Genomic DNA, 24,361 nt, shown 5'->3' with positions numbered 1-24,361 from the left:
AGCTGCAGCTGACCGTCGACCAGACGACGGAGCGCATCATTGAGGAAATTGCGCAGCTCGGGCTCCATGGGACCAACAAATCCGAGGTGGCTTGCTCGATCATTCGAATGTGGCTCTGGGAGAACCGTAAGCGTCAATCTGAGGCCGTCTTGACGATCAGAACTTGACCTCTGAGAGGCGCTGATTCGCGAGCACGAGATCAAAGGCGGCGGGATCGAAGCTGCCGCCACACCACTCGAGGAAGTGGTCGTGCTCCTCGTGCGTCGGATCGGTGATCGCTCCGAGGAAGTCGGCATATCCTGGCACTCCCCCGACGTCTTCCGGTGGACACGCATTCTGCCCGTCCAGGCACATCGGCCGGCGCATGTCTGGATCAGGCACCAGCGCCTTCTCGACTTTGATCCGATGCTGCCAGTTGTCACCGTAGTCGTAGATATAGGTGAATGACTTCAGCCCGCCGAGCGCCTTCGACAGTGTGACCCGTGCTTCATTGAGCATTGGTGGATCGCTCTGGAATCCGAAGTCATCAGGTTCACCATAGTTGGTTTCGCCGAAGACGAACTCGTGCAGGTGCCCGCCTTCCCAGCCCATGGCCAGTTGCAGCACGACATGCAGCTTGCCCAGCCGGATCGAGCCGGGAACGACGATTCGTCGCCAGATCGCCGGCTTGATGTACTTCAGCTCAACGCGCAGTACGTAATCGGGGACTGGCGCCTTGACCAGGCGCACGGCAGGTTTGCGGGGTTGGACCATCGGATTGATTCTCAGGCGGCTTGCTGTTCGATGTGTGCAGTCGGCATCAGGTGCCACGGCAGCAACTCGTCGATGCGGTTGATGGGATGATCGGCGATGCGCTCAAACACCGTGCGCAGGTAGGCAAACGGCTCGATGCCGTTCAGGCGCGCCGTACCGATCAGGCTATAGATCACCGCCGCGCTTTGGCCACCGCCGTCGGAGCCTGCGAACAGATAATTGCGCCTGCCGAGAACCAGCGGCCTGATCGCGCGCTCCGCCGTATTGTTGTCCACCTCGACGCGCCCGTCTTCGCAATAGCGTGTGAGAGCGTGCCAGTGCCCCAGCGAGTATCTAATCGCCTTCGCCAGCCCCGACTTCGCCGAGACCAGTGACAGCGTGTGTTCGAGCCAGGCCTTCAGCTCAGCGAGCAATGGGGCCGAGCGCTGCTGACGCGCAGACAGGCGCACGTTCGGCGTCTGGCCGCGAACCTCGCGCTCAACAACATACAGCGCCCCGATGCGGTGCAGTGCTTCTTCGGCAATCGGTGAGCTGTCCAGTTTGTATATGTCGTAGAACTTGCGCCGCGCATGGGCCCAGCACCCGGCCTCGATGACCGTGCCGTCACGATACAGCGCGTCATATCCGCTGAAGGCATCTGCCTGCAGGATTCCCGTGTAGCCCGCAAGATGTTCTCGAGGTCGCTCACCTTTGCGATCGGGTGAGTACCTGTACCAGACTGCTGGTGGCGCGCGGCTTGCCGCAGGGCGGTCATCCCGCACATAGGTCCACAGGCGCGCTGTGCGTGTCTTGCCACGCCCCGGCTCCAGCACAGGCACGGGCGTGTCGTCGGTATGAATCTTGTCTGCGTCGCGCACGTAACGGCCGAGTGCATCAGACAGCGGCTGCAGTAGCGCCGCTGCTTCACGCACCCACGAAGCCAGTGTCGCGCGATCCAGTTCGATGCCGGCGCGGCGATAGATGCCGGCCTGCCGGTACAGCGGCGTATGGTCAGCGTACTTCGCGACGACGACCTGTGCGAGCAGCCCGGCACCCGCCATCGAGCGCGCTATCGGTCGCGAAGGTGCTGGCTCCTGTACCACTGCAGCACAGCGCGGGCAGCTCAGCTTCGGACGTACGTGACGCAGTACCTTGAAGTAGCCGGGTACATAGTCGAGCACCTCCGAGACGTCTTCGCCGAGCGCGCGCATCTGTTTGCCGCATTCCGGGCATCCGCAGCTCGTTGGCGTATGAACAACCGTATCGCGAGGCAAATGGGCAGGGAAGTGCCGCGGTTTGCGGCGCAGCGAATTGAGGTTCGTAGTAGCCGATGTATCCGCAGTCGCGGCATCAGGCACCTTCGCCGGTGCGGCCATATTTGCTTCAGGAACAGGCAGCTCACCGAGCGCGAGCTGCAGCTGGTCCATCAATTCTGTCATGCGCTCCGATGAGCGGCCGTACTGCCATCGCTTCAGCCTCGAGATCTCGGCCAGCAACTGCGCAATGGTCTCGTCACGCGAGGCAACGATGCGCTTGAGGGCGGCGATGTCATCGGGCAGATGGTTGGCAGGCATGCAGCCAGTGTAAATGAAGCCCACGCGCTTGTGGGTTCCCGCACCCGGCGTTACGCGGCGTGCGTCGGCTGCCACGTCCGCTCTGGATGCCGCCAGTCAATCCCCTCGAGCAGCATCGACAGTTGGGCAGCTGACAGATGGACTGTTCCCGAGTCCGCCTGCGGCCACACGAAGCGTCCTCGCTCGAGTCGTTTCGCGTACAGGTTCATGCCGTCGCCGCTCCACCATAAAATCTTGATGAGGTCACCGCGACGCCCACGAAACAGGAAGATGTGCCCCGAGAAGGGATCACGTCCGAGCGCTGACTGCACCAGCGTGGCAAGTCCATCCATGCCACGGCGCATATCGGTAACGCCCGCTGCCAGCCATACGCGGGTACCGCCTGGCGGCGCAATCATGCTGGCATCAGGCAGCGCAGCACGAGGCGCAACTGCACGGGGTCCACCATGCCCGTGACGCGTACACGGGCACCGTTCAGTTCGATCTCGATGCCCGACGCTGCCGATACGCTCTCGCGATGTGGCTCGACAGGCTGTAGAGCGAGCGACGCCAGTTCTGACGTTTCGCCGGTCGGTGCATCAGGTAGCGCTACAGGCAACAACACCGCTGTGCTGTGCGCCACACCTTCAAACAGGCCCGCCCGCAGTTGCCGACGCCACTTGAACACCATATTGGGATTCAGTCCGTGCGCCTGCGCGAGCTTGGCCACCGAAATACCCGGCTCGCACGCCGCGACGGCAACTTGCCGTCGGTACTCCGGCGTGTAGTTCGGTCGGCCCTTGCGGTTCGACGCTCGCGCATCCCGTGTGTCCAAAGTAGTCCCCATCACTTGAAGTAACGGACATCACTTTGGACACCGGCTGCAGCTCTGTCCATGCGGCCACGAAATGACGCTTACGGAGAACCAAGGCAAGCTACGCGACAACGGTATCGAGTTTCAGCGTGATGGCCGCGGGAAGCCTTCCGGAAATGGGGGGCAATGAATGGCACGACATCGTCAGTTGGCCAATGCGCCCGTTCGGGAGGCACTAATTGATCTTCGGTTTGAACCCCCCGTTTCCCTTGATGTAGTTGACCGGTTCGTTGCTAAGCTGGGCAATAGATATGGAGCGCGGACCGACCTTTGGGAGGCAGTTTTCGGTCTGGTTAACGACGGTACCGCGACCTCGACCCATAGCGGACAGAAGGCCGTAGGTCGGCGGCTTCAGTCCGTCGAAGTTCCGCAGTACATCCTGCAAGCGCGAGTCGCGGGATTTACTTTAAGCCGCCTATCCCCATATGGGAAATGGAGCGAGTTGAGAGACGAGGCTTGGACGCTGTGGGAGGCGTTTCGGCAGGAAGCTGGCCACTTGGACGTTACACGAGTCGCTGTCCGATACATCAATGAGCTAAATTTACCTCTCCCACTGGGGGATTTTGGCGATTACCTGACATCCCCGCCGCACGTTCCGGCTGCGTTGCCGCAGTCCGTCAGCGGGTTTCTGAGTCGAGTTATCATTCCCGACCCGGCTGCCGATTGTGTATCGATCGTGACCCAAGTGTTGGATGGCGGTCCAGTCGTGACGCCTTCCGGGACGACGATCATGGTGTTGCTCGATATTGACGTGTACCGTACGGTGCGATTGAACGGCGATGAGATTGAAAAGATATTTTCAGCCTTGGACACCCTTCGGGATCAGAAGAATCGTATGTTTTTCGAGCATCTGACCGAAAGGACAGTGGAGATGTATGAATGAGCACTCTAGCGCTTGGACCTGGAAAGTTCGGACGATTGGCTTTCAGCTCCCCAGCTGCCGGGGAGGAAGCCCGGACGATTGGGTGCAACTCGAGCCAAGTGGTGAGTGGAACCCGCTTTGGGATTCCGGCACGCCAATCCTACGTGTTTAACGACCTGTACGCGTTGGCGCAGGAACAGGCGATCGAGATGCAAGATTCCCCAGTACTGGTGCTCGCACAGCGATTCTTGTTTGCGCTGCCATCCAATGTTCCGCCGCCGGAACTCGCAATGGACGACGATGGAGACGTGTCGTTTGATTGGCGTGGTCCGCGAGGAAAGATGCTGACTGTTGCGCTACGAGAAGATGGGCGGCTCGCGTATGCTGCGCGCATTTCCGCCTTTGACAAAGATCACGGAATAAAGCGATTCGACGATGCGATTCCTGCGCGCGTTGTGGAACTACTTTATCAGGTCACTGCGGTCTGAAACAGAGCCGTCACCGCTACCTGAAGTCGCCGACGCTGATTTTGTCACCGCCAATGGAAAGGTGGCGCGGTTCATTTTTAGCAAGCGCGATATCTATGCGAATGGGACGCCCAGACCCAAGGCGTTCGAGCCGGAACTGCATCCGGATCTCCGGCGATATGAAACTTCAGTTTGTGGTTTGAACGGCGTCCATGATGATCGGCTGTGGCATTTGGGGCGTACGATCAGATCCGACAAGACAGCGTTCGCGGTCGCTGAGGTTTCCGTCGCAGATATTAGTGCGGCCAATCTTGCTTGCGAGCCGCTTCCCCAGGTCGACTACGACGAGCATGGTGTGATTCTGGGATGGAACAGCGATCCGGATGCAAAGGACGCGCGGATGTCGGCTCAGCAGGATCTCGTTGCAGCCATTTCTGCTCAACATGTCCGCAGGCCGCCGAAAGATCCTGCATCAGATGATCAAGCACCTAATGTTTAAGGTACACAAGAAGGTACACAAAGGCCCTGCCAGATCGGTAGGGCCTTGTTGTATATGGAGTTCGTGGAGATTGCTAGGTTCTGCATCGAAGTGAGCGGCCGCTCGGGACGAGACGGGCGGCTCTCTTGTCAGGCGATCTCGGTCGCCCTGTTGCTTACGACACTACGCTGCACGACCACCGTGCTTGCGCTCGTCGCGCCGATCGCTGGGCGAAAATCAAACCGTCGGCGCATCGATCACGACGGCACGTCGGCCGTTACGCGAGCGACGCGCCGGAATCCTCGCCAGCATCAATCCCAATGACGATGATGGTGGTAATACCCGTCGCCGTAGTACCCACCGTCAGGCACCACGATACAGCCGCTCAGCAACACGGCGACGCCGGCAATCAGCAAAAGGGTCTTCTTCATGGCGTTCACCTGCTCGGGTTCGATATGAAGCCCAGCATAGCGAGCGCCATCAACACCGGCTGTAAGCGATCGTATCGCCGCTCCGCAATCCGTAACGGCGGATTATTCCGGTCACAATGACCGTAACAAATAGCCAAACAGCAGACGTTTTCACGCGACGACGACCCGGTTTCGCCCCGTATCCTTCGCACGATACAGCGCGGCATCGGCGGCTTCGATCAACGCGTCGGTCGTCGACAGATCGTCGGCCGACACGGTCGCGCAACCGATGCTGACGCTCACGCGTCCGGCCGGCGAATCGGGCATCTCGAGATTGAGCCGAAGCACGGCTTCGCGCGCTTCGTCGGCCACCACGCGCGCCCCGCGCGCACCGGTGTTTGGCAACACGATCGCGAACTCCTCGCCACCGTAACGCGCGACGATATCGGCGGGCCGCCGTACCGCGCCGGCCAGCGCATTCGCGACCGCGATCAGGCACGCATCGCCTTTCACGTGACCGAACGTGTCGTTGTAGGCCTTGAAGTGATCGACGTCGACCATCAGCAGCGACAGCGGTTCGCCCTGGCGCCGCGCCTGCAGGAACAGCGTGTGGAAATGGTCGTTGAAATGGCTGCGGTTGAATGCGCCGGTGAGCCCGTCGCGCGCGGATGAGCGAACCAGCGTCGCATGCGCCTCGAACAGCTGTTGGTACAGCATCGTCACTTCCCACGCGAGCACGCAGACGAGCACGCCCGGCGTGAACATGCTGAACACGCGCGCGACGTACCAGCCGACCGTGAAGCGATTCGTCGTCAGCAGGTTCAGCGTCGTGTCGGTCAGGCACGCGAGCACCGCGATCGCGAGCCACAGGTCGAGCGTCGTGCGCAGCCGGCCGGTGGCGAGCACCGCGACGAGCGCGAGCGCGTTGAGGAGCCACACGACGAGCGCGATGCCGTTGACGGGCAGCACGGCCGCGTCGCCGGGCGGATGGAACGCCGGCGGCAGCGACACGTTCAGCGCGAGCGCGCACAGCAGCGCCGCGGCGACGGCCGGCCCGCCGACGAGCGCGACCGTCCAGCGGCGCGTCTCGTGCTCGCCGACCGGTGCGCGCGTCAATCGCTCGCGCGCGAACAGCGCGGCCATCACGAAGCACGGGAAGCCGGCATGCCAGAAGATCCACATCCATGCGGCGCTTTGGGGGCGCGCGCCGAGCAGGCCGTGCGGCGCGAATACGCCGGGAAAGGTGAGCAGTTGCAGTGCGACGGCGAGCGCGGTGAACGCATAGGCGCCGCCGAGTGCGCCGAGCACGGGCTGGCGCGTGACGGTGAACTGCGCGCCGAGGAAGAACGCGGCGATGCTCGCGGTCGTGAACACGGTGAGCGCGCACATCGGCATGAACGGCTCGACGGCCGGCAGCGCGACATTCGCGTGCGGCGCGGCGATCCCGAGCGCGAGCAGGATGACGAGCGCCGTCAGCGCGCCGAACCAGAGCTGACGTCGCGTCGTGTGCTGGATCAGGATGCCTTCCATGGAGTCCCCCGGACACGCGTGCCCGCACCCGATCTTGCGCCGGGCAGCACGCCTCCCGGTCGCGGCGCGACCGGTGCGGCCCGATCCTATCGCGTTATCGGCATCCGCTCAAATACCGAGCCCCGGGCCGAAGTTGCCGGCGACCCAGTGCGTGACGGCATTGACGTCCGCGTAGTCCTGTTCGGGCAGGCCGTCGAGCATCGACAGCACTTCGTTGCTGGCGCCGGCGTCGCGCGCGGCATCGACGATCGCATCCTTGTTCGCCGGGTAGCGGACGGCCGCCAGCACGTCGGCGATCTGCAGGTCGATCGTTTCGGGAGGGATATCGTGAGCAGGGGCAGCGGGCTTGTCGTTCACGTCGGCGTCTCGCGGGTTGGGCGGGAATCGGGTCGAAGGGGCGGTACAGCGCGCGTTACTTGGCCCGGGGCGTCCGGGCCGGCGCGTGCTGCGGATCGAGGGTGAACCGGCTCAATGGCCGCGTCGCACGCGGCGCCACGGATGCTTCCAGTCGATATGCGGTGCGTTTTCGTCGCGTGGATGCTGGCGCCGGTGTTCTTGCCACAGTTCGTCGGAAAACAGCGCCGCGACGATGACGAGCGGCAGCACGAGGAATATTCCGAGTATGACTTGCTCGATCACGATAGCCTCCTTGCGGTGGCAGGAACCCTTGCTCCCATTCTAGGCTCTGAACCTCGCCCGCGTTCAATTTCTTACAGTGCGGAACGGGCCCGGACGCGGCCGTGCCGCGCGGGCATTCCGCCCGTGCGCCGGCATCCAACAGGACACCAACATGCAACTCCAGAACGATACCCACACGCTCGCGCTGCGGCCGCTGGAGCGCCAGGACCTGCGCTTCGTCCACGAGCTGAACAACGACGCGAAGATCATGCGCTACTGGTTCGAGGAGCCGTACGAAACCTTCTCGGAACTGTCGCAACTGTACGACCGCCACGTGCACGACCAGCGCGAACGCCGGTTCGTCGCGGTCGATGCGCAACGCGAGCTGGTCGGCCTCGTCGAGCTGATCGAGCTCGACTACATCCACCGCCGCGGCGAGTTCCAGATCATCATCGCGCCGCAATGCCAGGGGCGCGGTTATGCAGGGCAGGCGACGCGCCTCGCGATCGAGTACGCCTTCAAGGTGCTGAACATGCGCAAGCTGTACCTGATCGTCGACACGTCGAATGCGGCGGCGATTCACGTGTACGAGAAATGCGGATTCCAGCACGAAGCCGAATTGAAGGAAGAATTTTTCGGTAACGGCGCGTATCACAACGCCTATCGCATGTGCATTTTCCAGCGCGATTATTTCGAACGCCCGCAATCCGGTCCGAATAAGGCAGGGTAAACACGCTCGCGAAAAACGCTTGCGACGGGACTTTCTCGGGTGCCGAATCCATGCGGGGAACTACGGATAAATACGGATTCGCTTATACCTGGCATTTTTCTTGTGTCGGGTAATGGCGATTCCGCGCCGCGGTAAAGTCGAATCGTTTCGGATGACTTTATGTGCGGCGCATCAAAATGATCGGGATCACGAAATGGATTATCCAAACCGTTCAAGCGTCGCCATGTAACTTGGATGAAAGCCTTGCCGGGTAACGCTTTCCGCCCGGCGTGACGGGGCTGTCCGCCACACGGCAGGTGTTGTCCGCCGCGTGCACCGCGCGAAAAACGGGCTGCGCACGGGGGTGCGACAATCCGCCGCTATTGCGGTCGCACAACAAATGTGCTTGCTATCGTTTGCCGGTCTTCTAAAGTGAAAAACGCGGGTTCACGATCATCTTTAAACGCATAGCTAACCCCAGCCTGGTGCCCGCAGCCTGGAGACAGAACATGATGAAGCGTACCGGTATCCTTTTTGCCCTCGTCGGCGCATTTTGCGCGGTGTCGATTGCCCAGGCCGGCGGCGATTCCGCCGTGAAGCCGAAGCAGGAAATCCAGTTGACGAAGAATGCGTGGGGCTGCCTTTCGAAAGACAATCTGGATTCCGTACTGAATCACGAGCGTGACGGCAAGTCGCAGGCGAAGCAGCAATACTTCGACGACTTCCGTTGCCTGTCGGTGCCGGAAGGCCAGCGCTTCCGCGTGGTGTCGGTCGACCAGGGCGACGTGCAGTTCGTCAGCGCCGACAACAGCGACCAGCAAGGCCTCTGGACCGATTCGCGCTTCGTGAAGCAGTAACCGATCCATCCCCGCGCAGTCGCACGACGCGCGAGCGCGCCGGCCCGAGGTGCCGGCGGCGCGAACCGAACACGGCCCGGCTGATGCCGGGCCGTTGCGCTGTGGGGCACGCATGACACGCGCCGGGCGGCGCGCATTCGGTATCATCACGGCCCGACCGAACCGAATGCCCGCCCGGGCCGACTCCGCATGGCGCTGAAATCCACGATCTACAAAGCCGAACTGCAAATCGCCGACATGGATCGGCACTACTACGCCGATCACGCGCTGACGGTGGCGCGCCATCCGTCGGAAACCGACGACCGGATGATGGTGCGCATCGTCGCGTTCGCGCTGTTCGCGCACGAGCGGCTCGAATTCTGCAAGGGGCTGTCGGACGTCGACGAACCCGATCTGTGGCAGAAGGACCTGACGGGTGCGATCGACGTGTGGATCGAGGCCGGCCAGCCCGACGAACGGCGCATCTCGAAGGCGGCCGGCCGCGCCGGGCAGGTCACGGTGATCGCGTACGGCGGCAAGACCTCGGATATCTGGTGGCAGGGCGTGCGCAGCAAGGTCGAACGGCTGCGCAACGTGCAGGTGCTGTCGCTCGCCGACGGCGTCGCGAGCGCGCTCGGGCAGCTCGCGGAGCGCACGATGCGCCTGCAGTGCACGGTGCAGGACGGCGCGGCGTGGATCTCGAGCGCGGACCACGATCCCGTTGCGGTCGAATGGACGGTGCTGAAGGCGCGCGCGGACGCGTGACGGCCCGCATGCCGGCCGCGTTCAGCCGATCGCGGGCGGCGGCCCCTTGAATTCGACCATGTTGCCCTCGGGATCGAACAGGTAGATCGACGGCCCGTAGCCGCCGGCGCCGTAGCGTTCGGCCGGGGCGCCCGGGCGCGCGCCGTGCGCGGCGAAATGGGCGATCAATGCGTCGGGGTCGAACGGCTCGACGCGCAGGCACAGGTGATCCAGGTTGCGCCCGGTGCCGGGCGGCCCGCTGTCGGGGCGGTCGATCGGGCCGCCGACGGTCAGCAGGTCGATCAGCGCATCGCCGGCGCGCAACTGCACGAGGCCCAGATCGGGCTGCTCCTTTTCCACATGGCAGCCGACGGCGTCGCAGTAAAAGCGCGTCATCGCCGCCATGTTGGTCACGCGCAGCACGATGTGATCGATCCCGCGGATGGTGGGCTTCATGAACCGATACTCCTTCGCAGTCGACGAGCATCGAGTGTAGACGCATCGCGCCGGCGCCGCCGGCCGGAACACGGCACAATCGACAGACGAAAAAAAGCCCGTTCACGCAGTGCGGAACGGGCTTAATCCATATCAGGAGGAGACATGGAGGAGACAGTTCCAACTATACACACGGCGATGGTGCGACGCAATATTCCGTTTGCAAAAAAACGTCAGGACGGCGATTTGTCGCATCCGCACTGCAGCAAAATGGTGACGGGACGATGACGAAAACCGCGCCGGAGCAGCCGTTTCGGGTGTTTTGTCGGATGGATGGCCGGCCGATGTGTCCCCGGTTCGGCGGCGCGAATCACAAAGCAAGATTCAGGGCGCGACGGCAGGTGCCGATGTCTAGAGTAGGCACCATCTACACTAGAGCGTGCGAGGTTCAGATGAAAACTGCCTATCCGACCGACGATGCCCGCTGGGGCGCCGTGACCAAGCGCGATCCGCATGCGGACGGCGCGTTCTTCTATGCCGTGAGCACGACCGGCGTGTTCTGCCGTCCGACCTGCGCGTCGCGGCTGCCGCGCCGCGAGAACGTGTCGTTCTTCGCCGATCCGGCGGCCGCGCGCGCGGCCGGCTTCCGGCCCTGCAAGCGCTGCCAGCCGGAAGGGCTGCCGCGCGAGCTCGAGATCGTCAACCGCGCGTGCGCGGTGCTCGACGCGCATGCCGAGCGGCTCACGCTGCAGCAACTGAGCGATGCCGTGCACGTGAGCCCGTTCCACCTGCAGCGGCTCTTCAAGCGCGTGGTCGGCGTGTCGCCGCGGCAGTACCAGGCCGCGCAACGCGGCGCCGCGTTGCGGCAGGCGCTGCAAAGCGGGCAGCCGGTCACGCAGGCGGCCGTCGATGCGGGTTTCAACTCGCCGTCGCGGCTCTATGCGTCGGTGCCGCGCGAGCTCGGGATGGCGCCGTCCGCGTTCCGCCGCCAGGGCGCCGGCCTGACGATCGACTATGCGACCGCGTCGACGTCGCTCGGCACCGTGCTCATCGCCGCGACCGGGCAGGGCATCTGCCGGATCGCGTTCGGCGACGAACCGGCGGCGCTCGTCGGCGAGCTGAAGGACGCCTTTGCCCGCGCCGAGCTGGTCGAGGCGTCCGCCAGGCTCGCGCCATTCGTCGCGCAGATCCGCGCATACCTGGACGGCACGCGGCACGCATTCGACCTGCCGCTCGACATCGCGCCGACCGCATTTCAGCAGCGCGTGTGGGAAGCGCTCACGCATATTCCGTACGGCGAGACGCGCAGCTACTCCGAGATTGCCGAGGCGCTCGGCTCGCCGCGCGCGGTGCGGGCGGTCGCCTCCGCGTGCGCGTCGAATCCGGTCGCGCTCGCGATCCCGTGCCATCGCGTCGTGCAAAAGGGCGGCGCGCTGGCAGGATATCGCTGGGGCGTGCGCCGCAAGGCGACGCTGCTCGCATCCGAGGCGCGTCATATCCACCCCGATGAAGCCGAAGCCGTGACGGAGGGCAGTGCGGTTTGAGCATCGAAACGACAACGATCACGTCCATCGCGAACGGCGGCCACGTGCCGCCGTCCGCGCAAATGACGCTGCGCTACCAGGCGCCGTACGACTGGGCGCGCGTGCTGCGCTTCTTCAGCGGGCGCGCGATTCCGGGCGTCGAACAGGTCGCGGACGGCGCGTATCGCCGCATCGTCGACCTGCACGGCGATGCGGGCCGGCTCACCGTCACGAAACATCCGCGCAAGCATTGCCTGATCGCGACCGTCGAAGGGGCCGTCGCGCGTCATGTCGACGAGGCGTTCGCCGCGCGCGTCGCGACGATGTTCGACCTCGGCGCCGATCCGGCCGCGATCGGCGGCGGGCTCGGGCGCGATCCGTGGTTCGCGCCGCTCGTCGAGGCCGCGCCGGGGTTGCGCGTGCCGGGTGCGTGGTCCGGGTTCGAACTGGCCGTGCGCGCCATCGTCGGCCAGCAGGTGAGCGTGAAGGCCGCGACGACGATCGTCGGCCGGCTCGTCGAACGGGCGGGCGAGCGCGTGGTGCATGACGACGACGGCGCACCCGCGTGGCGTTTCCCGACGCCCGACGCGCTGGCCGCGTGCGATCTCGACAAGATCGGGATGCCCGGCAAGCGGGTGGCGGCGCTGACGGGCGTGGCGCGCGCGGTGGCGGCCGGCGACGTGCCGGTCGATCGCGCGCATGCCGATCTCGCGACGCTGCGCAGCGCGTGGCTCGATCTGCCGGGCATCGGTCCGTGGACCGTCGAATACATCGCGATGCGCGCGTGGCGCGACCCGGATGCGTGGCCGGCCTCCGATCTCGTGCTGATGCAGTCGATCGCCGCGCGCGATCCGGCGCTCGACCGGCTCGCCAGCCAGAAACGCCGCACCGAAGGCTGGCGGCCGTGGCGCGCGTATGCGGCGCTGCATCTGTGGAACGAGGTGGCCGACCGGGCGGGCGGCGCGCGCGGCGGGTGATCGCGGCGCACCGCGGTCGGGTGCGACCGCAAGAAGGCGGCGCCGCAACCCGCTGCGCACGCGGTGCCGGCATGCGGCGAGTGCCGGCGTGACGCGGCCCGTGAGGGCGATTCCACGCATCCGGCATCGGCCGGATGTCGCGCGTGCGGATGCCTGCGCACGCGTCGTTTCCCGATCCATTCAGCGGCACGGTTGCACCTGCCGCCACCCGTTCGTCGTTCTCGTTCCGTCCGACGAATGGCGGTGACCGGCGTGCGGATCGGCTTCGTCGCGAACGGGTGACACGGGCCCGGACTGCCGCGCCGGCCCCTCCGATGGCCCGCTCAGGCCCGTGTGCCGTGCCCGGCGCCACCTCAAGCGCGTGTTCCGGCGAGATGTTAAAGTGCCCGCTACCAACGAAGCGACCAACAATCCAGCCGGCCGCGCGCGGCGTTCTGCGCGCGGCCGTCACGCACTTGCGTCTCCATGTCGAACACCATGACTCACCGCCAGTCCGAACTGCTGCTGAAACGCCTCGACGCGCTGAGCTCGGGCCCGACGCGGCAGCATCTGCCCGACGGCCTGCGCGGCATCGAGAAGGAAAGCCTGCGCGTGACGCGCGACGGCATGATCGCGTTCACGCCGCATCCGCGCGCGCTCGGTTCGGCGCTCACGCATCCGGCGCTGACGACCGACTATTCCGAAGCGCTGATCGAACTGATCACGCCCGCCGAGCGCGATGCCGCCATCACGCTCGAACGCCTCGACGACCTGCATCGCTACGTCTATGCGTCGCTCGGCGACGAGCTGCTGTGGAACGACTCGATGCCGGGCCTGCTGCCGGCCGACGACCAGATTCCGATCGCCAACTACGGCACGTCGAACATCGGCCGGCTGAAGACGGTGTACCGGCGCGGCCTCGCGTATCGCTACGGCCGCACGATGCAGTGCATCGCCGGCATCCACTACAACTACTCGCTGCACGAGGAGGTGTGGCGGCGCCTGCATGCGGAAGAAGGCTCGACGGCCACGCTCGTCGATTACCAGTCGGAGCGCTATCTCGCGCAGATCCGCAACTTCCGCCGCCGCAGCTGGTTGCTGATGTACCTGTTCGGCGCATCGCCGGTGCTCGACACGAAGTTCCTGCGCGGCAAGCCGCACAAGCTCGACACGTTCGACGCCGACACGCTTTACCTGCCGTATGCGACGAGCCTGCGGATGAGCGATCTCGGCTACTCGAACACGACGGCCCAGGCCGCGCTGCACGTCGACTACAACACGCTGCCCGGTTATCTCGACGCGCTGTCGAAGGCCGTGAGCGAGCCGTATCCGGCATACGAGGCGATCGGCACGCATCGCGACGGCGAGTGGATCCAGATCAACACGAACGTGCTGCAGATCGAGAACGAGTTCTACTCGACGATCCGCCCGAAGCGCGTCACGTACTCGGGCGAGCGGCCGCTGCATGCGCTCGCGTCGCGCGGCGTGCAGTACATCGAAGTGCGTTGCCTCGACATCGATCCGTTCGAGCCGACCGGCATCGCGCTGGAAACCACGCGCTTCATCGACGCATTCCTGCTCGCGTGCGCGCTGGACGACAGTGCGCCGCTCGACTGCGATGCGTACAAGGAAGCGAACGCGAACTTCGGCAGCGTGACGATGGAAGGCCGCAAGCCGGGGCTCGCGCTCACGCGCGACGGCCAGTCGATCTCGCTGCGGCAGTGGGCCGACGCGCTGATGGCCGATATCGAAACCGTCGGCCGCCGCCTCGACGAGATCCGCGGCGGGGACGAGCACGCACGCGCGATTGCCGCGCAGCGCGAGAGGCTCGCCGACCCGGAACGCACGCCGTCCGCGCGCGTGCTGCGCACGATGCGCGACAACGGCCAGTCGTTCCTCGCGTTTGCGCTCGCGCAGAGCGAAGCGCATGCCGCGCATTTCCGCGCCCGTCCGCCGTCGGCGGATACGCTGCACACCGAGCAGGCGCTCGCCGCGAAGTCGCTGGCCGAGCAGGCCGAACTCGAAGCGAAGGAGGCCGGATCGTTCGATGCGTTCGTCGCGGCCTATCGCGCCTATACGCTGAACCGCTTCAGCGTCTGACGGTTGCGCGGGCGGCCGGCGCAGCGCGCGCCGCGCCGCCGCGGCGCGATCGTCCGGTTCCTTCCGTCATCGGATCAGTGATGCGCGTACGTGCCGCGATCGATCGCGTGCGGCAGCGCCGGCTTGCCTGATTCCCCGTTCGCCCGGCCGTCGCTGCCGTGACCGGTATCGCCGCCGCGCGCCCGCGCGGCACGCTGCATGATCGCCTGCATGTGCTCCGGAAAGTCGGGACTGCTTGCGAGACTCGTCCGGTAGCCGGCGGCCTGCAATTCAACGAGTTCCTGGCGGACCTGCGCGCGCGTCACCGTCGATGCCGCCTGCGCATGGGCGGCGACGGCCGCGCCGATCAGCAGGAAGGCGCATGCCGCGTGTTGGATCGTCTTCATCGTGTCTGCTCCGAGAGGTTCCGGTGCCGCGCCGTTGCTGGCCCGGCCGGAATCGATGCAGCCAGTCTAGGCGTCGGATGCCGGACGAAACATCCTCGTTGCCGTCAGTCACCTTTGCCGCGCGCGCAACATTGCGCGGTCGACCGCATGACCGGGCTTCCTGTCGAACGCGACAGCCGCCCGCCATCCGCCGGTCATCTGGCGGCGCAACGGCCGTATCGGGTCGTCACGCATCGGGCTTGTCCCCCTTGTACAAGCGCCGCGCGCCTCCTAACCTCTTTTAAGCGACCGATCGGTTGGCCATGCAACGTCGTTGCGTGCGCAAGCGCCCGATCGTGGTCGTGACCACAGGACATCGCCTTGTACCGAACCCGGGGCATCGACACGCCAACCCGGGTCGTCAGCGCAAGGCATGGGACCCGAGTAAGCGCTAAAGCGCCAACTCGGGTCGACATCTGGAGACACGATGAACCCGACCGACGCCCTACCGCCCGGCATCGTCTTCGCGCAGCCGCTGACGCCCGTCGCCCACTCGCTGCTGCTGTCGTTTCTCGTCGCCGCGATCCCGATCGCCGTCGCGCTGATCGCGCTCGGCGTGCTGCGCCGCCCGGCGTGGCAGGCGTCGCTCGCCGGGCTCGTCGCGGGCCTCGCGGTCGCGATCGGCGCGTGGGGCATGCCGGCCGGGCTGGCGTTCAACGCGGTCGGCGCCGGCATGGCGCTCGCGGTCGTGCCGGTGATGTGGATCGTCTTCAACGCGCTGCTGCTGTACAACATCGCGGTGAAGTCGGGCCGCTTCGACCAGTTCCGGCAGTGGATGCTCGACAACCTGCCCGACGACCGCCGCCTCGTGCTGCTCGTCGTCGCGTTCTCGTTCGGGTGCCTGCTCGAAGGGATCTCCGGATTCGGCACGCCGGTCGCGATCACGAGCGCGCTGCTGATCGCATTGGGTTTCCCCGCGCTCGAAGCGCTCACCTATACGCTGCTGTTCAACACGGCGCCGGTCGCGTTCGGCGCGCTCGGCGTGCCGATCACCGTGCTCGGCGCGGTCACGTCGCTGCCGCCCGCGACGCTCGCGCAGATGGTCGGCCGCCAGCTGCCGTTCTTCGCGCTGCTGCTGCCGTTCTACGTGGTCGGCGCGTACGGCGGGCTGCGCTCGATTTCGAAGCTGTGGCCGGCGCTGCTCGTGTCGGGCGGCAGTTTCGCGCTCGCGCAGTTCGTCACGTCGAACTTCCTCGGCTACCAGCTCACCGACGTGCTGTCGTCGCTCACGTCGCTGATCGTGACGATCGGCTTCCTGCAGGTGTGGAAGCCGCAGCCCGATCCGCAATACGCGCTCGCGCGCAGCGTGCCGGCGGCGGCCGGCGCCGCGCGCGCGGGCTTCGGCGGCTGGCTGCCGTGGCTCGTCGTGTCGGTGGTCGTGATCGTGTGGGTGCACGCGAACATCGCGGCGATCGGCGACGTGAAGATCAAGTGGCCGGGCCTGCACAACGCGGTGTTCGTGTCGCTGTACCACAAGCCGTATGCGGCGATCTGGGACTTCCAGCCGCTCGGCACGGGTACCGCGATCCTGGTGTCGGCGCTCATCACGGCCGCGCTGACGCGCACCGGCCCCGGGGCGTTCGTCGAATGCGTGGTGAAGACGTGGCGGCAGACCTGGATCGCGATCGTCACGGTGATGATGATCGTCGGCCTCGCCTACCTGCTGAACTACTCGGGCATCAGCTACACGCTCGGCACCGGCGTCGCGTCGACGGGCGCGTTGTTCCCGCTGGTGTCCGCGTCGCTCGGCTGGATCGCCGTGTTCCTGTCGGGCAGCGACACGTCGGGCAACGCGCTGTTCGGCAACCTGCAGGTCGTGGCCGCCCGGCAGCTGGGCCTCGATCCGGTGCTGATGGCCGCGACCAACTCGTCGGGCGGCGTGATGGGCAAGATGATCTCGCCGCAGAACATCGCGACGGGCGTATCGACGACGGACCTGAAAGGGCAGGAAGGTGTCGTGTTTGCGCGCACCTTCTGGCACAGCGTGATTCTCACGCTGCTGCTCGGCGTGCTGGTGTTCCTGCAGCAGCACGTGCTGACGTGGATGATTCCGGCACTGCCGAAATGAGGTGAGCGCAACGACGGAAGGAAGGCACGAGGCAACACGAGGGAAGGCGCGGGAACAGCGCCGGTCAAGTGCGGAACCGGCGAGCGCGCGGCAGCTCAGCGCGCGTTCGCCCGCCGCGCCGTGCGTCCGGTTTCGTCCGCCGCGGCCGGCTTGCCGCCGTCCGGCAGGATGCACGCGAGGAACGCGTCGATCGCCGGGCTCTGGCGGCGCGCCTTCAGGTAGTACACGTATTCGTCGATCGTCGTTTCGGCGCCGCGCAGCGCGATCACGCGCAGGTCAGGATGGCGTTCGGCCTCGCCGAGCGGAAACAGGCTGCCGCCCACGCCGTGCAGGATCGCCTCGCGGATCGCTTCGCGGCTGCCGATCTCGGCAACCGACACGGCCGCGACACCGGCCGCCGCCAGGATCGTCTCCGTGCAGCGGCGCGTGACCGAACCTTCCTCGCGGATCAGCAGCCGCACGTCGGCGAGTCGAGCCGGATCGATCGCATCGAACCGCGCGAGCGGATGGTTGCGGTGCACGACGAGCACGAGCGGATCGGTCGAGATCACCTTGCGTTCGAGGCCGTCGGCATCGTTGCGCTGCGACGAGACGGCGAGGTCGATGCGGAATTCCTGCAGCGCCTGCAGGATTTCATCGGAGTTGCCGATCCGGCACGTGAGCGCGATCGACGGATGCGCGTGCGAGAAGCGGCCGACCGCATCCATGATGTAGTACGGGCCCGTTGCGCCGATCCGCAGGTGGCCTTCGAACAGGCCGCCGACGTTGCGCAGCATGATGTCGGCCTGCGCCTCGAGCGCGATCATCTGCTCGACGAGCGGCAGCAGCTCGATGCCGGTCTCGGTCACCTCGAGCTTGCGGCCGCTGCGGTAGAACAGCTCGACGCCGTACACCTGCTCGACCTGCCGGATCTGCGCGGCGATCGTCGGCTGGCTCACGCCCAGATGGCGCGCGGCGCGCGTGATGCTGCCCTGCCGGACGGTCGCGTGGAACGCCTTCAGCTGATCGAACACGACTCGGCTTCTCCCCCCTCTTCATCGCGCGTCAGCGTAGCGCACGCGTGTGTCGGCCGCATGAAAGGCGCGTCGTGCGCCGCTTCGAAAAAAACCTGTGGGTCACCCAAAGAATCCTGCGGTAACCGGTCATGGCCGGGACACGCCGGTGCGGGGTAATGGCGGGTAACACACCGACCGCCGGCCCCGCTCGACCGGCCCTCACTCCTACCGACAACAGGGTTCCCTTCATGTCCTCGAACAATCGACGCGATTTCCTGCGCCTTGCCGCGCAGTCGGCCGGCGCGATGGCCGCCTATGCGGGCTTTCCGCCCGCGATCCGCAACGCGCTGGCGATGCCGGCCGCCTATCGCACGGGCACGATCCGCGACGTCGAACACGTCGTGATCTTCATGCAGGAAAACCGTTCGTTCGACCATTACTTCGGCGGGCTGCGCGGCGTGCGCGGCTTCGACGATCCGCGCCCGCACCTGCTGCCGAGCGGTGCGCCGGTATGGCAGCAGCCGCCGGCGTCGGTGTTCACGAAGAACTACCATTCGCGCGGCCTCGATCCGTCGGCGCCGTACGTGCTGCCGTTCTACCTCGATCCGAAGCAGACGACCGAATTCCAGCCGGGCACCAACCACGGCTGGAGCAGCGGCCACCTGTCCTGGAACAACGGCCAGTGGGACCAATGGGTGAACCAGAAGCAGGACGTGCTGACGATGGGCTACCTGAAGCGCCAGGATCTCACGTACCACTACGCGCTGGCCGATGCATTCACGATCTGCGATTCGTACTTCTGCTCCGCGCACGCGGACACCGCGCCGAACCGCATCTACCTGTGGACCGGCACGGTCGACCCGCGCAACGTCTACGGCAACCCGCCGAACGGCCCGGGCATCGGCGAGCGCGACGACGTGAACGGCTACACGTGGACGACCTACGCCGAGCGCCTCGAGAACGCGAAGATCAGCTGGAAGGTGTACCAGGGCGGCACGGGCATCCCGGGCGACCCGACCGACAACTACACCGACAACTCGCTGATGTTCTTCAAGAAGTTCCAGGTGAAGGAGGGCGCGAGCGGCCCGCTGGTCGACAAGGGCGCATCGGACCACACGCTCGCCGAGCTGAAGGCCGACGTGCAGGCGAACCGGCTGCCGCAGGTGTCGTGGATCGTGTCGCCGTACAAGTACAGCGAGCACCCGCAGGCGTCGCCGACCGACGGCGCGTTCTACATCAACATGGTGCTCGAGGCGCTGACGTCGAACCCGGAGGTGTGGGCAAAGACGGTGTTCATCCTGAACTACGACGAGAACGACGGGCTGTTCGACCACGTCGTGCCGCCGGTGCCGCCGGTCACGAGCGGCGTGGGCGGCCAGGGCATCGTGTCGTCGAACCTGCTGTCGACCCTCGGCGACGAGCTGCTCGACCTGAACCAGTATCCGGGCGAAATGAGCCCGCTCGTGCCGGGCGCCGACCCGGGCGGCATCCAGCCGGTCGGCCTCGGGCCGCGCGTGCCGCTGATCATCATCTCGCCGTGGACGAAGGGCGGCTGGGTCTGCTCGGAAACGTTCGACCACACGTCGGTGCTGCGTTTCCTCGAAGCGCGTTTCGGCGTGAAGGAGCCGAACATCAGCGCATGGCGCCGGTCGATCTGCGGCGATCTCACGTCGGCGTTCGACTTCTCCGCGCGACCCGACACGCGCACGGTGAGCTTCACGGTGCCGCAGCACATCGCGACGGCCGGCCAGGCGTACCAGGTGCCGGCCCGGCAGTCGATGCCGGCGCAGGAGCCCGGCACGCGTCCGGCGCGGGCGCTGCCGTACGAGCTGTTCGTGCATGCCCACGTGCATGGCCGCGACGACAGCGTGTCGCTCGACTTCGCGAACGCCGGTGACGCGGGCGCCGCGTTCTACGTGTACGACCGCCGCAACCCGGCGACGCCGCCGCGCCGCTACGCGGTGTCCGCGCACGACCGCTTCGCCGATACGTGGAGCACGTCGGCCGCGCGCGGCGAGTACCATCTCGCCGCCTACGGCCCGAACGGCTATCTGTGCGAGTTCCAGGGCAACACGCGGCTCGCCGCGGACGGCCGCCACGCGAACCCCGAGGCGAAGATCGGCTACGACGTGCGCAACCGCCACGTGTACCTGCAACTGCGCAACAGCGGCCGCGCGACGTGCCGCGTGACGGTCGACAACGCATACGGGCATGCGCCTGCGCGGACCTACACGCTGGAGCCGGGCGAGCGCATCGAGGATCACTTCGCGCTGTCGTCGAGCCACGGCTGGTACGATCTGACGATCACCGCGACGACGCTGCGCGGCGGCGACGACAAGGTCGTGCGCCGCTTCGCGGGCCACGTCGAAACGGGTCGGCCGAGCCAGAGCGATCCGGGGCCGGTGAAGCGCACGGCCTGACGGCCGGAGGTCGCGCGGCCGGGCAGGTTCGGCCGCCGCGTGCGCGCCGCCTGCCGGGCGTGTTCCGGCAGGCGGCATGGATTTTGGAAACTGAAAACTGTTGACAATGTGTCGGACCGAGGGTATACAAGGATCATTCGCCGATAGGGCGCCCTCGTTTTCACCCGCAGCTCCGCTGCCTGTCCGACCATGACTTCCCCGAACGCGCTCAGCGCCATCGAACTCCTGCAAAGCCAGTCGCTCGCGATGATCGTCCAGGACATGCTCGAGCGCGCGATCGTTTCCGGCGAATACGCGCCCGGCGAAAAGCTCAACGAAGTCGACATCGCGACCAGGCTGAACGTGTCGCGCGGCCCCGTGCGCGAAGCGTTTCGTGCGCTGGAGCAGGCCGGCCTGCTGCGCAACGAGAAGAACCGCGGCGTGACGGTGCGCGTCGTGCCGCTGCGCGAGGCCGAGGAGATCTACGAAGTGCGCGCGATGCTCGACGAGTCGGTCGCGCGCGCGCTCGCGACGCGCATCTCGCCCGACACGCTGAAGGTGCTGAAGGGCATCATCCAGTCGATGAAGGACGCCGCGAAGACGCACGACGTCACGCGCTATACCGAGCTGAACGTGCAGTTCCACGATGCGATGGTGGTCGGCGTCGGCAATACGCACCTCACCGACACCTACCGCCGGCTGGTGCGCCAGCTCGGCCTGCTGCGCCAAGCCGCGATCGAGGCCGAGGAGGATGCGATCGCCGTGTCCGCGGCCGAGCACGACAAGATCGTGCAGGCGCTCGCGGCCGGCGACGCCGAGCAGGCCGTCGCGCTCGTGCGCGAGCACGTCGCGCACGGCCTCGCGCGGATGCGCCGGACGCACGAGCAGGGGCTGCCGGCCGCGGGCAAGGCGGCGCGGGATAAAACCGCGCGCGCATGAGCGTCGGCGGCGCTCGCGCGGGCTGCCGCACACACACAAAGGGACGCTGCGCAGCGTCCCTTTTTCGTTGCGTCGTCACGCCTTGTCGGCCTTGCCGGCCGCGCTCGCAAACTTCGCGAGCCACGTATCGACAGCCGATGGCTGCCGGCTTTCGTCCTCCGCACGCTCCTTGCGACGGATCGCGTTGCGCACGACGTGCGCGCCGACGTAACGGATCGGCTCCGGCGGGAAATGGCCGAGCGGGCCGCGCGCGATCGGACTGCGCGTCCATGCGTTGTCGAGGCCGAGCACGAGCGACGACAGGATCTGCCCGCCCATGTAGGTCGGCCCGACGCCGTTGCCCGAATAGCCGAAGCCGTAGAACACGTTCGGCGCGTCGTCGAGGCGGCCGAAGAACGGGAAGCCCGTGACCGAACGATCCGACGGGCCGTTCCAGCTCGCGGTGACCGGCACGCCGGCGAGCGACGGGAAGAATTCGCGCAGGCTGTGCGTGAGTTGCGCCTCGTACGGCGAGCGCCGGTCGAACACCGGCGCGATGCGGCTGCGCCACGAGAATGTGTTGCCGCCCTTGCCGAGCATCAGCCGCCCGTCGGCCGTCGTGCGGTAGTAGTAGACGAAGATCCGCGAATCGAGCACCGACACGCCGTCCACGAGGCCGGTCTTCTCGAGCAGTTCCGGGCATTTCTCGGTGATCACCATGTCGCTCGACACGACCGCGATCGTGCGCTCGAACTGCGGAAAGCGGCTCGCCATCCACGCGTTGATCGCGAACACGAGCGTGCCCGCCGTGACGCTGCCGGACGGCGTGCGCACGACGGCCGGCTGCCCGGGCGTGAAGTCGAGCATCGGCGTGCGCTCGTAGATCCGGATGCCCATCGCGCGCGCGACGCGGCGCAGCCCGCGCACGAGCTTGCCGGGATGCACGGTCGCGGCGATCGGCGAGTAGACGCCGTCGATGTTGCGCGCGGAGCCCGAGCGGCGCGCGACCTCCGCGGGCGGCAGCGGTTCGTAGCTGTGGATGCCGGCTGCGGCGAGCGCGTCGAGCACCGGCGCGAGCGTGCCGACCTGCGCGCGCGACGTCGCGGTGTACAGCGTGCCGTCGAGCCGCAGTTCCGCGTCGATGGCGTGCGCGCGGCAGAAATCCGCGATGTGCTGCACGGCCGCTTCGGATGCCTTCACGAGCCGGATTGCCTCGGCTTCGCCGAACAGGCGCCGTAGCGTCAGGAATTTCGCGGACCACGTGAGCAGGCAGCCGCCGTTGCGTCCGCTCGCGCCGGCGCCGCACAGGTCGGCCTCGAGGATCGCGATGTCGAGCGCGGGGTTCTGCTGCTTCGCCTGGATCGCGGTCCAGAGTCCCGTGAAGCCGCCGCCGACGATGCACACGTCGGCCTGCGTCGCGCCTTGCAGCGCGGGGGCGAGATCGCCGTCGTTGAACAGCGCTTGTTCGATCCAGAAGGGTCGCATCGGATGGTTCGTCAATAAGGGTCGAGGCACGTGCCGCGCACGGCCGGGAAACGGGCGGCCGCAGGCGCGTACGCACGCGGCCGGCTGCGTCGCGCTGCGTCGTTAAGCCGCCGCCGCGGCCGAGACGCGGCGCACGCCCATCGCGCGCAGCGTGTCGGCGATCGCGGCGACGGCGCCTGGAATTCCGGCTTCGCCGAAGTGGCCGATACAGCCGACGCGGAACGTCTCGACTTCGGTCAGCTTGCCCGGATACAGAATGTAGCCGCGCTTTTTGACCTCCTGATAAAACCGCTTGAAGTCGTAGTTCGGGTCGTCCGGCGCATGGAACGTGACGATGATCGGCGCCTGGATCGCCGGATCCAGGAACGGCCGGAAGCCGAGCGCGAGCATCCCGTCGAGCAGCGCGCGCGTGTTGCGCTGGTAGCGGCCGCCGCGCGCGGCGAGCCCGCCTTCGTCGACGTATTGCGCGACGGCCGCGTCGAGTGCCGCGACCACGTGCGTCGGCGGCGTGAAGCGCCATTGCGTCGTGCGCTGCATGTAGACCCACTGGTCGTGCAGGTCCATCGCGAGCGAATGGCTGTTGCCTTCGCAGCGTTCGAGCGTGCTGCGCTTCGCGATCACGAAGCCGAGCCCCGGCACGCCTTCGAGGCATTTGCCGGACGCCGCGATCACCGCATCGAACGGCGTCGTGCGCGCATCGATGTCGATCGCGCCGAACGAGCTCATCGCATCGACGATCAGCGCGCGCCCGTGCTGCGCGACGACCTGCGCGATCTCGTGCAGCGGGTTCAGCACGCCGGCGCCGGTCTCGCAGTGGACGAGCGCGACGTGCGTGATGGTCGGATCGGCGGCGAGCGCGCGCTCGACGTCGGCCGGATCGACGCGGCGATCCTCGCGGTAGTCGATCGTCGTCAGCCGGCGGCCGAGCACGCGGCAGATCTTCGCGATGCGCTGGCAATACGCGCCGTTGTTCGGCACGAGCACGTGGCCGTCGCGCGGCACGAGCGTACCGATGGCCGCTTCGACCGAGAACGTGCCGCTGCCTTGCAGCGGCACGCATTCGTGCGTGCCCGCGCCGTGCACGATCCGCAGCAGGCGTTCGCGCAGCCGCGCGGTGATCGCGTTGAAGTCGCTGTCCCACGAACCCCAGTCGCGCAGCATCGCGTCGCGCGTGGTGTCGGAGGTCGTCAGGGGGCCGGGGGTGAGCAGGATCGGCTGGGCGGCGAGCGTCATGGTGTCTCCTT

At 66.4% G+C, this 24,361-nt stretch carries 24 protein-coding genes; 12 read left to right on the top strand and 12 right to left on the bottom strand.

Annotated elements, in window-relative coordinates:
* Window positions 1-156 precede the first annotated feature (156 nt).
* The 4 genes from AC1VVG_RS16670 to tnpA are packed head-to-tail and all read right to left on the bottom strand — an operon-like array spanning window position 157 to window position 3,132.
* Window positions 157-753: a plasmid pRiA4b ORF-3 family protein gene (locus AC1VVG_RS16670; protein ID WP_045598730.1), complete on the bottom strand. Its 597-nt coding sequence runs from the start codon at window positions 751-753 to the stop codon at window positions 157-159.
* Window positions 754-764: 11 nt separating this feature from the next.
* Complete coding sequence (tnpC, locus tag AC1VVG_RS16665) at window positions 765-2,306, bottom strand: IS66 family transposase (RefSeq protein WP_482835906.1); 1,542 nt, start codon at window positions 2,304-2,306, stop codon at window positions 765-767.
* Window positions 2,307-2,356: 50 nt separating this feature from the next.
* Complete coding sequence (gene tnpB / locus AC1VVG_RS16660; RefSeq protein WP_046543747.1) at window positions 2,357-2,704, bottom strand: IS66 family insertion sequence element accessory protein TnpB; 348 nt, start codon at window positions 2,702-2,704, stop codon at window positions 2,357-2,359.
* Window positions 2,701-3,132 (bottom strand): IS66-like element accessory protein TnpA, encoded by a 432-nt coding sequence (gene tnpA / locus AC1VVG_RS16655; RefSeq protein ID WP_063934034.1) that lies wholly within the window; start codon window positions 3,130-3,132, stop codon window positions 2,701-2,703. The genes tnpB and tnpA overlap by 4 nt, the downstream gene beginning before the upstream one ends.
* Before the next feature lie 157 nt (window positions 3,133-3,289).
* Between tnpA and AC1VVG_RS16650 the strand changes: the two genes are divergently transcribed.
* The 3 genes from AC1VVG_RS16650 to AC1VVG_RS16640 all read left to right on the top strand — a co-directional run bounded on the left by AC1VVG_RS16650 (window position 3,290) and on the right by AC1VVG_RS16640 (window position 4,987).
* Entirely contained in the window at window positions 3,290-4,042 is a 753-nt protein-coding gene (locus AC1VVG_RS16650; RefSeq protein WP_301941873.1) for a TIGR04255 family protein, read from the top strand.
* Window positions 4,043-4,143: 101 nt separating this feature from the next.
* Window positions 4,144-4,509, top strand: coding sequence for a hypothetical protein (locus tag AC1VVG_RS16645; protein ID WP_482835860.1), 366 nt, complete (start codon window positions 4,144-4,146; stop codon window positions 4,507-4,509).
* Complete coding sequence (locus AC1VVG_RS16640) at window positions 4,457-4,987, top strand: hypothetical protein (RefSeq protein WP_482835859.1); 531 nt, start codon at window positions 4,457-4,459, stop codon at window positions 4,985-4,987. The genes AC1VVG_RS16645 and AC1VVG_RS16640 overlap by 53 nt, the downstream gene beginning before the upstream one ends.
* A 560-nt stretch (window positions 4,988-5,547) precedes the next feature.
* Here the strand turns inward: AC1VVG_RS16640 and AC1VVG_RS16635 are convergent.
* The 3 genes from AC1VVG_RS16635 to AC1VVG_RS16625 form a co-directional block, all read right to left on the bottom strand.
* A complete protein-coding gene (locus AC1VVG_RS16635) occupies window positions 5,548-6,906 on the bottom strand; it encodes a sensor domain-containing diguanylate cyclase (RefSeq protein WP_034190194.1) in 1,359 nt (452 codons plus the stop codon).
* Window positions 6,907-7,014: 108 nt separating this feature from the next.
* Window positions 7,015-7,263, bottom strand: coding sequence for a DUF2795 domain-containing protein (locus AC1VVG_RS16630; protein WP_482835858.1), 249 nt, complete (start codon window positions 7,261-7,263; stop codon window positions 7,015-7,017).
* A gap of 111 nt (window positions 7,264-7,374) precedes the next feature.
* The gene (locus AC1VVG_RS16625) at window positions 7,375-7,545 is read right to left on the bottom strand and encodes a hypothetical protein (protein WP_006489933.1); all 171 of its coding nucleotides are present in this window, start codon (window positions 7,543-7,545) and stop codon (window positions 7,375-7,377) included.
* Between the two features lie 151 nt (window positions 7,546-7,696).
* On the opposite strand from AC1VVG_RS16625, the gene speG reads away from it, so the two are divergent.
* The 3 genes from speG to AC1VVG_RS16610 all read left to right on the top strand — a co-directional run bounded on the left by speG (window position 7,697) and on the right by AC1VVG_RS16610 (window position 9,834).
* Complete coding sequence (speG, locus tag AC1VVG_RS16620) at window positions 7,697-8,254, top strand: spermidine N1-acetyltransferase (RefSeq protein ID WP_034190196.1); 558 nt, start codon at window positions 7,697-7,699, stop codon at window positions 8,252-8,254.
* Window positions 8,255-8,742: 488 nt separating this feature from the next.
* A complete protein-coding gene (gene sap1 / locus AC1VVG_RS16615) occupies window positions 8,743-9,090 on the top strand; it encodes a surface attachment protein Sap1 (RefSeq protein WP_034190197.1) in 348 nt (115 codons plus the stop codon).
* A gap of 189 nt (window positions 9,091-9,279) precedes the next feature.
* Complete coding sequence (locus AC1VVG_RS16610; protein WP_034190198.1) at window positions 9,280-9,834, top strand: YaeQ family protein; 555 nt, start codon at window positions 9,280-9,282, stop codon at window positions 9,832-9,834.
* A gap of 21 nt (window positions 9,835-9,855) precedes the next feature.
* Here AC1VVG_RS16610 and AC1VVG_RS16605 read toward each other — a convergent pair whose 3' ends face one another.
* Window positions 9,856-10,269 (bottom strand): VOC family protein, encoded by a 414-nt coding sequence (locus AC1VVG_RS16605; protein WP_482835857.1) that lies wholly within the window; start codon window positions 10,267-10,269, stop codon window positions 9,856-9,858.
* Window positions 10,270-10,700: 431 nt separating this feature from the next.
* Here AC1VVG_RS16605 and ada point away from each other — a divergent pair, with 431 nt between their 5' ends.
* The 3 genes from ada to gshA all read left to right on the top strand — a co-directional run bounded on the left by ada (window position 10,701) and on the right by gshA (window position 14,827).
* Entirely contained in the window at window positions 10,701-11,792 is a 1,092-nt protein-coding gene (gene ada / locus AC1VVG_RS16600; protein ID WP_482835856.1) for a bifunctional DNA-binding transcriptional regulator/O6-methylguanine-DNA methyltransferase Ada, read from the top strand.
* Window positions 11,789-12,748, top strand: a complete 960-nt coding sequence (locus AC1VVG_RS16595; RefSeq protein WP_049029766.1) for a DNA-3-methyladenine glycosylase family protein — start codon at window positions 11,789-11,791, stop codon at window positions 12,746-12,748. The genes ada and AC1VVG_RS16595 overlap by 4 nt, the downstream gene beginning before the upstream one ends.
* A 465-nt stretch (window positions 12,749-13,213) precedes the next feature.
* The gene (gene gshA, locus AC1VVG_RS16590; RefSeq protein WP_482835855.1) at window positions 13,214-14,827 is read left to right on the top strand and encodes a glutamate--cysteine ligase; all 1,614 of its coding nucleotides are present in this window, start codon (window positions 13,214-13,216) and stop codon (window positions 14,825-14,827) included.
* A gap of 74 nt (window positions 14,828-14,901) precedes the next feature.
* On the opposite strand, the gene AC1VVG_RS16585 is transcribed toward gshA, so the two are convergent.
* Window positions 14,902-15,213: a DUF4148 domain-containing protein gene (locus AC1VVG_RS16585; RefSeq protein WP_034190203.1), complete on the bottom strand. Its 312-nt coding sequence runs from the start codon at window positions 15,211-15,213 to the stop codon at window positions 14,902-14,904.
* A gap of 466 nt (window positions 15,214-15,679) precedes the next feature.
* Here AC1VVG_RS16585 and AC1VVG_RS16580 point away from each other — a divergent pair, with 466 nt between their 5' ends.
* Complete coding sequence (locus AC1VVG_RS16580; protein ID WP_034190204.1) at window positions 15,680-17,320, top strand: L-lactate permease; 1,641 nt, start codon at window positions 15,680-15,682, stop codon at window positions 17,318-17,320.
* Between the two features lie 95 nt (window positions 17,321-17,415).
* Here AC1VVG_RS16580 and AC1VVG_RS16575 read toward each other — a convergent pair whose 3' ends face one another.
* The gene (locus AC1VVG_RS16575; RefSeq protein WP_034190205.1) at window positions 17,416-18,333 is read right to left on the bottom strand and encodes a LysR family transcriptional regulator; all 918 of its coding nucleotides are present in this window, start codon (window positions 18,331-18,333) and stop codon (window positions 17,416-17,418) included.
* 230 nt (window positions 18,334-18,563) lie between these two features.
* On the opposite strand from AC1VVG_RS16575, the gene AC1VVG_RS16570 reads away from it, so the two are divergent.
* Together AC1VVG_RS16570 and AC1VVG_RS16565 are read left to right on the top strand one after the other, a co-directional pair.
* The gene (locus tag AC1VVG_RS16570; protein ID WP_482835854.1) at window positions 18,564-20,735 is read left to right on the top strand and encodes a phosphocholine-specific phospholipase C; all 2,172 of its coding nucleotides are present in this window, start codon (window positions 18,564-18,566) and stop codon (window positions 20,733-20,735) included.
* A 189-nt stretch (window positions 20,736-20,924) separates the two neighbouring features.
* Window positions 20,925-21,653 (top strand): phosphonate utilization associated transcriptional regulator, encoded by a 729-nt coding sequence (locus tag AC1VVG_RS16565; RefSeq protein ID WP_069245725.1) that lies wholly within the window; start codon window positions 20,925-20,927, stop codon window positions 21,651-21,653.
* Between the two features lie 75 nt (window positions 21,654-21,728).
* On the opposite strand, the gene AC1VVG_RS16560 is transcribed toward AC1VVG_RS16565, so the two are convergent.
* Window positions 21,729-23,117, bottom strand: a complete 1,389-nt coding sequence (locus AC1VVG_RS16560; RefSeq protein ID WP_482835853.1) for an FAD-dependent oxidoreductase — start codon at window positions 23,115-23,117, stop codon at window positions 21,729-21,731.
* A 102-nt stretch (window positions 23,118-23,219) separates the two neighbouring features.
* Window positions 23,220-24,350, bottom strand: coding sequence for a 2-aminoethylphosphonate--pyruvate transaminase (locus AC1VVG_RS16555; RefSeq protein WP_124609245.1), 1,131 nt, complete (start codon window positions 24,348-24,350; stop codon window positions 23,220-23,222).
* Between the last annotated feature and the right edge of the window lie 11 nt (window positions 24,351-24,361).

The organism is Burkholderia sp. L-4 (genome assembly GCF_056856535.1).
Note: the sequence above shows the minus strand (reverse complement) of the source record. Positions and strands in the feature narration are given on the sequence as shown.

Bases quoted from the DNA above. Each gene is read 5' to 3' on its own strand.
- AC1VVG_RS16670 (WP_045598730.1), bottom strand. From the start codon at position 753: ATGGTCCAACCCCGCAAACCTGCCGTGCGCCTGGTCAAGGCGCCAGTC.
- tnpC (WP_482835906.1), bottom strand. From the start codon at position 2,306: ATGCCTGCCAACCATCTGCCCGATGACATCGCCGCCCTCAAGCGCATC.
- tnpB (WP_046543747.1), bottom strand. From the start codon at position 2,704: ATGATTGCGCCGCCAGGCGGTACCCGCGTATGGCTGGCAGCGGGCGTT.
- tnpA (WP_063934034.1), bottom strand. From the start codon at position 3,132: ATGGGGACTACTTTGGACACACGGGATGCGCGAGCGTCGAACCGCAAG.
- AC1VVG_RS16650 (WP_301941873.1), top strand. From the start codon at position 3,290: ATGGCACGACATCGTCAGTTGGCCAATGCGCCCGTTCGGGAGGCACTA.
- AC1VVG_RS16640 (WP_482835859.1), top strand. From the start codon at position 4,457: ATGCGATTCCTGCGCGCGTTGTGGAACTACTTTATCAGGTCACTGCGG.
- AC1VVG_RS16635 (WP_034190194.1), bottom strand. From the start codon at position 6,906: ATGGAAGGCATCCTGATCCAGCACACGACGCGACGTCAGCTCTGGTTC.
- speG (WP_034190196.1), top strand. From the start codon at position 7,697: ATGCAACTCCAGAACGATACCCACACGCTCGCGCTGCGGCCGCTGGAG.
- sap1 (WP_034190197.1), top strand. From the start codon at position 8,743: ATGATGAAGCGTACCGGTATCCTTTTTGCCCTCGTCGGCGCATTTTGC.
- AC1VVG_RS16610 (WP_034190198.1), top strand. From the start codon at position 9,280: ATGGCGCTGAAATCCACGATCTACAAAGCCGAACTGCAAATCGCCGAC.
- AC1VVG_RS16605 (WP_482835857.1), bottom strand. From the start codon at position 10,269: ATGAAGCCCACCATCCGCGGGATCGATCACATCGTGCTGCGCGTGACC.
- ada (WP_482835856.1), top strand. From the start codon at position 10,701: ATGAAAACTGCCTATCCGACCGACGATGCCCGCTGGGGCGCCGTGACC.
- gshA (WP_482835855.1), top strand. From the start codon at position 13,214: ATGTCGAACACCATGACTCACCGCCAGTCCGAACTGCTGCTGAAACGC.
- AC1VVG_RS16585 (WP_034190203.1), bottom strand. From the start codon at position 15,213: ATGAAGACGATCCAACACGCGGCATGCGCCTTCCTGCTGATCGGCGCG.
- AC1VVG_RS16580 (WP_034190204.1), top strand. From the start codon at position 15,680: ATGAACCCGACCGACGCCCTACCGCCCGGCATCGTCTTCGCGCAGCCG.
- AC1VVG_RS16570 (WP_482835854.1), top strand. From the start codon at position 18,564: ATGTCCTCGAACAATCGACGCGATTTCCTGCGCCTTGCCGCGCAGTCG.
- AC1VVG_RS16565 (WP_069245725.1), top strand. From the start codon at position 20,925: ATGACTTCCCCGAACGCGCTCAGCGCCATCGAACTCCTGCAAAGCCAG.
- AC1VVG_RS16560 (WP_482835853.1), bottom strand. From the start codon at position 23,117: ATGCGACCCTTCTGGATCGAACAAGCGCTGTTCAACGACGGCGATCTC.
- AC1VVG_RS16555 (WP_124609245.1), bottom strand. From the start codon at position 24,350: ATGACGCTCGCCGCCCAGCCGATCCTGCTCACCCCCGGCCCCCTGACG.